The organism is Alsobacter metallidurans (assembly GCF_014636935.1).
In the GTDB taxonomy this organism is placed as follows: Bacteria; Pseudomonadota; Alphaproteobacteria; order Rhizobiales; family Beijerinckiaceae; genus Alsobacter; species Alsobacter metallidurans.
Window position 1 is genome coordinate 1,177,772 of sequence record NZ_BMES01000001.1, and the last position, 6,000, is coordinate 1,183,771.

At 59.5% G+C, this 6,000-nt stretch carries 7 protein-coding genes; 6 read left to right on the forward strand and 1 reads right to left on the reverse strand.

Annotated elements, in window-relative coordinates; all coding sequences use genetic code 11:
* Window positions 1–151: 151 nt before the first annotated feature.
* The 4 genes from IEV99_RS05135 (at window position 152) to IEV99_RS05150 (ending at window position 2,226) form a co-directional block, all read left to right on the forward strand.
* On the forward strand, window positions 152–523 hold the full coding sequence (locus IEV99_RS05135; protein WP_188516614.1) for a hypothetical protein: 372 nt from the start codon (window positions 152–154) through the stop codon (window positions 521–523).
* Window positions 524–560: 37 nt separating this feature from the next.
* On the forward strand, window positions 561–851 hold the full coding sequence (locus tag IEV99_RS05140) for a DUF1330 domain-containing protein (RefSeq protein ID WP_188516615.1): 291 nt from the start codon (window positions 561–563) through the stop codon (window positions 849–851).
* A gap of 248 nt (window positions 852–1,099) precedes the next feature.
* Window positions 1,100–1,312, forward strand: coding sequence for a DUF1059 domain-containing protein (locus IEV99_RS05145; RefSeq protein ID WP_188516616.1), 213 nt, complete (start codon window positions 1,100–1,102; stop codon window positions 1,310–1,312).
* Window positions 1,313–1,833: 521 nt separating this feature from the next.
* Window positions 1,834–2,226, forward strand: coding sequence for a response regulator (locus IEV99_RS05150; RefSeq protein ID WP_188516617.1), 393 nt, complete (start codon window positions 1,834–1,836; stop codon window positions 2,224–2,226).
* Between the two features lie 25 nt (window positions 2,227–2,251).
* On the opposite strand, the gene IEV99_RS05155 is transcribed toward IEV99_RS05150, so the two are convergent.
* On the reverse strand, window positions 2,252–2,713 hold the full coding sequence (locus IEV99_RS05155; protein WP_188516618.1) for a response regulator: 462 nt from the start codon (window positions 2,711–2,713) through the stop codon (window positions 2,252–2,254).
* Between the two features lie 254 nt (window positions 2,714–2,967).
* On the opposite strand from IEV99_RS05155, the gene IEV99_RS05160 reads away from it, so the two are divergent.
* Window positions 2,968–3,165 (forward strand): hypothetical protein, encoded by a 198-nt coding sequence (locus tag IEV99_RS05160; protein WP_188516619.1) that lies wholly within the window; start codon window positions 2,968–2,970, stop codon window positions 3,163–3,165.
* 1,038 nt (window positions 3,166–4,203) lie between these two features.
* The gene (locus IEV99_RS05165) at window positions 4,204–5,931 is read left to right on the forward strand and encodes a methyl-accepting chemotaxis protein (RefSeq protein WP_188516620.1); all 1,728 of its coding nucleotides are present in this window, start codon (window positions 4,204–4,206) and stop codon (window positions 5,929–5,931) included.
* Window positions 5,932–6,000: the final 69 nt, after the last annotated feature.

Below are 6,000 nucleotides of genomic sequence, written 5' to 3' on the forward strand. Positions count from 1 at the left end.
AGCGCGGTCGAGGAGCGGTTCGACGTCCTGTTGCCCCTGGAGGCGCAGCGGTTGAGCTACGGTCGGCTGGACGAGCCAGAGCGTCATAGTCGTCGACGGCAAGAAGGCCGTCATCCCCAGCAATCCCGTCTATGCTTCTGGGTCGGCCGAGGTGGAGCAAGCCGCCACGTCCTGTGCCCCACACCGAACCTGCGATCTGGCAGACGTTCGCGCCAATCTGGAGGCTCAAGAAGCAGCCATCCGCGATGCCTCGGAGGCATCTGGCCTTCCTTCAGCGGAGAAGGAGGAGGGGGCGGCCGGCGATACCGAGAGGGCGGGGCTCGAAGCGCTACTGGGTGTCACGCCCACTACGCTTCGGGGACTGCTGGCCTACGTCGAGCACCTGAGCGGCCCGCTCGCCTTCAAAGGCGACGCATTCGCCGAGAGCCGCCAGTTCGACCGCATGTGCGCGACCATCATGGCCGCGCTCGCTTCCCGTTTTCTAGCTCAAGGCGGCAACGATGACATGCGGCGTCAGCTATGACTTAATTGGCCGACTGAATCAAAGAAGGGGCAGGGTCATGGCTAAGGCATATTGGGTCGCAGCATATCGCTCCGTCAGCAATCCGGATGCTCTAGCGGCCTACGCTAAGATTGGCGGGCCGGCCATCATCGCCGCGGGCGGCAAATTCTTGGTCCGCGGCATTCCCACTGCGGTCTACGAGGCTGGCCAGACCGAGCGCACGGTGGTGATCGAGTTCGAATCTGTCGCTCAGGCTCAAGCCGCACACGACAGCGCTGACTACCAGGCGGCACTGGCGCTTCTTGGGGACGGAGCCGTGCGCGATATTCGCATCGTGGAAGGATTTTAGTTCTGGAACTCAGGTGGCTCAGGGATCGGTGGAACCCAAGCCGGCCAAGCTCGTTGCTAAGGCAAGTTTGGATTGATCATCCATGTATCGACCCGCCCCTGCAGCATGCCCCCGCTGCAGGGGCTTTTTTTCGGCCCTGGCGCCACAGATGCCTAGGCTTAGCTCCCGCGGCTAGTACGCCTCGGATCGCTGAAGCGTTAAGGTTCGCCGTCAGCGTACGTCATTTGCAGGTGCCTTGGGAGGAGACAATGGCTCGCAAGTACATCGACTGCCGCAGCATCCCGAGTGAAATCAACTGCACCATCGCAATCTCGGCTGACACCGAGCGCGAACTGGTTGAGGCTGCCGTCCAGCATGCCGTCGCGGTTCATGGCCACCACGACACGCCGGAGCTTCGAAAGCTGATTACCGCTGCCGTATGTGAGGGGACGCCGCCAGAAGTTGTTGGCCGGGCAGCTTGATCGCGACGAGCAGTTTTGCGTTTGCGAACGGAAACAGCGATCCCCAGTATGAGCTTGGGGCAACTTAGGGTGGCGGCCGTCAGCGTTGAGGGGTGTTGTTGGCCGCCGTCCGAGTTGCTCTGCGGCTACCCCTTGGCCGCACCAAAAGCTCATTCATCGTAGAACGATTTCCGCCGCCCAGAATTCCGACCTCACCTCATAAGGGCGAGGTCGGAGTGCTAGGCGATGGCCAAACACGAGGGCTCCGGTCCATTCAGCCTTTGGGGCTTACTGGCGATCAGTCGTGGATAAGCCCTTGCCGCCGAGAGCCTGACGTTCGTAAGCATTCTGGAGCGCAACGAGCGCGATCACCTGGACCCCGTCAGACGCTCAATGTGAGCAGGCTGCTAATCCCAGTTACAAACGCCTGATGCATTTTTTCGAACGGCTAGTTCGAATTTAAGTACGTATTGCGCACGCTTTCACGATCGTGCTTTGTAGCCAGATCTCGCGGGATGCTTGCATCGCCACAAGGGGCCGGCATGTACAAAGTTATTTTAGTAGAGGACGATTTATTTGGAGCCTTTGTTATAAAAGATTTGTTGGAGGGGAGCGGATACATTGTTCGGCATGAGTCAGACGGCCTAGCCGCACTTCTCCATTTCGAGGATGAGGACCAACTACCGGATATTGTCGTTTCGGACATGCATCTTGCGGGCGAAATGACTGGTGCTGAGCTGGCCTTAGAGGTACGGGCCATTTGCCCAAGCCTCCCGATTATTTTGATCTCGGGAGCGGACTTCCCTTCCAGCGCCCTGCCGCCGGGTGTCCCGTTTCTGCCCAAGCCGCTGTGCGAAGGGCTATTTTTAGCCTTAGTGCGTCAGCTCCTCGCAGGTGTGAGAGCATGCGGATCTCCCGCCCGCTGTACGAGCTGAGTTTGATAAGCGGGCTTGCACGAATTCAGCGACGAGCAGCCCGCCCGGAAACTTGGAGCGGCGCTCGTTTATCATCCATCGTCCCCGCAGCCTCCTCAGGTCCGCATCTAGCCAGGTGATCACGGACAACACAGGCGATAGCCTCGGGTCCAAATGGCTTCAGTAGATAGCCGTCCGCATCAAGGTCCTTTGAACGAGAAGCGGTTTCGGACGTGTGCCTGCCGGTCATGATCACGACGGGGAGTTTCTGGACCTTCTCGGTTGCGCGGATGCTGGCTAACAGCGCCAAGCCTGAAAGCGCGGTAGCGAGGCTTACATCAACGATCGCAAGCAAGATCGACGGCTTGGCTGTGAGGATGATCCGGGTCGCGGCCTCGACGCTTGCCGCGGTTTGGATATCCACCACGCCAGCTTCTCGCAGGTAGTTGGACACGACGAGCTGCACCGCGCGGCTATCGTCAACGATCAGCACCGAACCAGAAAACATCAGCTCCCCTTCGTTGCTCCGCATTCGCACGAGGGCTGTGAAGGGCCGGTTAGCGCGCGTCCGCGATCGAGCCCCTATTCCGAAAGGAGCAGGTAACATCCCGGATGGGGTTCGCCCGACTTCAAGGTGCTCGTCGTTGCCTTATGATCCGCGTCAAAGGTCTGGGGGAAGACGCGCCGGTGAGGCAACCAACTGGCGTTCCGAACGGCCGTCGACACTGGGGGTGTCGGCGGCTGTTTCGTATGCGAGGGCATGTGGCGGAATACTTGGATGACTACGGCGAACTCGTCACTGTGACCACCACGATGGTCCATGCCGGCGAGACAATCGTTCTGGCCGCCACGTCTGTTTCTGAGGAGGCGACAGCCGTGGTGTTCCTGGAGCCCGACACAGCTCGGCGTGTCGCCTACGAACTCTTGCGCTTGGCAGACTGCATGAAGCCAAGAAGCTGATCTCCTCCAACGAAGCGAAAGCCCAAAGTCGCAGGCCTGAGTTGACCGCATGCCGGCCCCACCTTGACGGAAACAGGTCATGAAACGCTGAGGTTGTGGCTCAAGGCGCTGTCAGACCCAACGTCGGTGAAGGCTTGGCTTAGCGAGGTGCTAGAGGGGCGCCTTGAGCTTCTCCCGAGCGTAATGATCAAGGGAAACGAGCCTCTGCCCACGGCAAATCATCGAGCTTGGATCAAAGCCTTCGCGAAAATCTGCCTTCGCGTTCGCGTGCCTTTGGCAGGCGTCATAGAATGTCAGTCCCTCAACCTCCGCGACGAATTCAACGACTCCATCGCCGTGGAGGAAATCTCTCGAAACGAGTCCGATTTTGTATATGGGCATGGGAGGCTCCTAACAAGGGCGCACCCTACATCGGCGGGCTGAACGCTGAATGGCTGAGCTGTTCATCCCGGATTAATGCGAGCCAGAGGGGATAAGGCGCGAAAAAGCCGGGAGATGACCCCGGCTTTCTCGCGTCACACGTCGCTCAGCCGCACTTTTTGATGCGCTTCGTCATGCCTTCGCGCTTGATGATGATTGTCTTGCACCCGTGCATCCGGCTCGTGCGCATCTCATGCCGACGCTCAAATCCGCGATTGTGGTCCCATCCACGATGCAAGCCGCGGTCGCGGTGAACCCTGACGTCCACGCTTTGCGCGCTCGCCGCCACTGTTCCCAACCCAACGAACGCAGCCGCAGCGATTACCAATATTCTCATTTCAAGCTCCCGAGGTACATGACAGCGGCCAACGCCGTGATCCATCGAGAAGTTCGCGCTTACCCATTCGCGAGATCAAACATTCCTAAACATTAATGTTAATTGGCGAGCGCTTCCAAGGGAAGCGGCCACGGTGAGAAATCGGCGGACCTGATTGAAGATGAAATCGCTCGTCGCCAGCAGCGACCCTATCCCGGGTCGTGTTGATCGGGCCGTACAGCAGACTAAAGCGTTATTAACTAAAATAGCTTTTTATCATCCGAAGTGTCGGAGCAATTCCAATGATGAATCGCTTTTTTGCTCGTGAGAACAGCATCGAGAAGGCTATCGATCGGTCGCAAGCTATGATCGAGTTCGACCTTAGCGGCAAGATTCTCCAGGCGAACGAGAACTTCCTTCGCGTGATGGGCTACACGATCGACGAGATCGTCGGCAAGCACCACAGCATGTTTGCAGAGGCTGTGTACCGCGACAGCAGCGAATACAAGCAGTTCTGGGCCAAGCTGAACTGCGGCGAGTTCGATGCTGGCCAGTATCGCCGGATCGCGAAAGGCGGCCGCGGCGTCTGGCTGCAAGCCAGCTACATGCCTGTACTTGATCCCTCGGGGAAGCCAACTAAAGTGGTCAAGCTCGCGTCGGAAATTACGGCGCAAGTCAACCGGGCTCGCGACATGGAAGGCAAGCTGGCGGCGATTGATCGCGTTCAGGCCGTCATCGAGTTTGGCCTCGATGGGGAGGTCATCACGGCAAACCAGAACTTCTTCGACGTGGTGGGCTACTCACTCGACGAAATAAAAGGCAAGCATCACAGCATGTTCGTGGACCCGGCGGAGCGCTCGTCGCCTTCGTATCAGCAGTTCTGGGACAAGCTCCGCCGGGGTGAAACGGACGCCGCGCAATACAGGCGGCTGGGCAAAGGTGGGCGAGAAATCTGGATCCAGGCCAGCTACAACCCTGTGTTCGATGCGGATGGTAAGCCCTGCAAGATCGTGAAGTTCGCAACCGACATCACGGAGCAGATCCGGTCAATCCAGAGCATCGAACGCGCCGCGGCTGCTGTTGTGGAGGCAACCCGCAACAAGGACCTGACCACCCGGATGGAGTGCACCGACGCAACAGGTCCGATGAAGAGCTTGGCCGATGGCGTCAACGAGCTGTTGGACACCTTCGCGGGCGTCGTTGACCAGGTGCGGAACTCAGCCCGAACAGCCTCCACAGCCTCGGCCGAGATCGCGACCGGCAATCACGAGCTGGCTGCCAGGACCGAACAGCAAGCTGCCTCGCTGGAACAGACGGCCGCCACCACAGAAGAGTTGGCCGCCTCGGTCAAGGCTACTGCGTCAGCGTCGAAACAGGCGCGTGAAGCGGCCCAGGGCGCAAGTGAGGTCGCGGATGCCGGAGGCAACATCGTCCGTCAGGCAGTTGATGCCATGGCGCGGATCGAGCAGGCGTCCCGCAAAATCAGCGACATCACCGGGGTGATTGATGAGATAGCGTTTCAGACGAACCTTCTCGCGCTTAACGCAGCCGTGGAGGCTGCCCGGGCTGGGGAGGCGGGCAAAGGCTTTGCGGTCGTGGCATCCGAGGTGCGAACGCTCGCCCAGCGCTCTTCCGAAGCCGCCAAGGACATCACTGGCCTGATCAGCGCATCGGGGGCTGAGGTCGCCGAGGGCGTAAAGCTCGTCAGGAAAGCCGGAGAAACGCTGGAGACGATTGTGCAAGCGACTCAATCAGTTGCCGCCACTGTGACCGAGATTTCAACTGCGGCGTCCGAGCAGTCCAACGGCATCGATGAGATGAGCCAGGCCGTCGCTCACATGGATCAAATCACGCAACAGAACGCCGAGATGGCCGATCAAAGCGCGGCCGCTGCAGAGGCGCTCAACAAACAGGTTCGTGAGCTTCGAGAAACTGTCGAAACCTATCAGACAGGCAGTTCGTGTCGTCAGGACGATTTTGCCCCCGCGCCTCGCCAACCTTCAGGCCGGCGACTCTCGACGGCGGCCTAAATTATAGGATCACCACCTCGGGCTGATGGCTCGCTCATCAACCCTGCCTCGGGCCGTCCCCCCCCCCCC

What these genes read in the sequence shown, in the direction of transcription:
- IEV99_RS05140 (WP_188516615.1), top strand. Translation starts at nt 561, where the DNA reads ATGGCTAAGGCATATTGGGTCGCAGCATATCGCTCCGTCAGCAATCCG.
- IEV99_RS05150 (WP_188516617.1), top strand. Translation starts at nt 1,834, where the DNA reads ATGTACAAAGTTATTTTAGTAGAGGACGATTTATTTGGAGCCTTTGTT.
- IEV99_RS05155 (WP_188516618.1), bottom strand. Translation starts at nt 2,713, where the DNA reads ATGTTTTCTGGTTCGGTGCTGATCGTTGACGATAGCCGCGCGGTGCAG.
- IEV99_RS05145 (WP_188516616.1), top strand. Translation starts at nt 1,100, where the DNA reads ATGGCTCGCAAGTACATCGACTGCCGCAGCATCCCGAGTGAAATCAAC.
- IEV99_RS05165 (WP_188516620.1), top strand. Translation starts at nt 4,204, where the DNA reads ATGATGAATCGCTTTTTTGCTCGTGAGAACAGCATCGAGAAGGCTATC.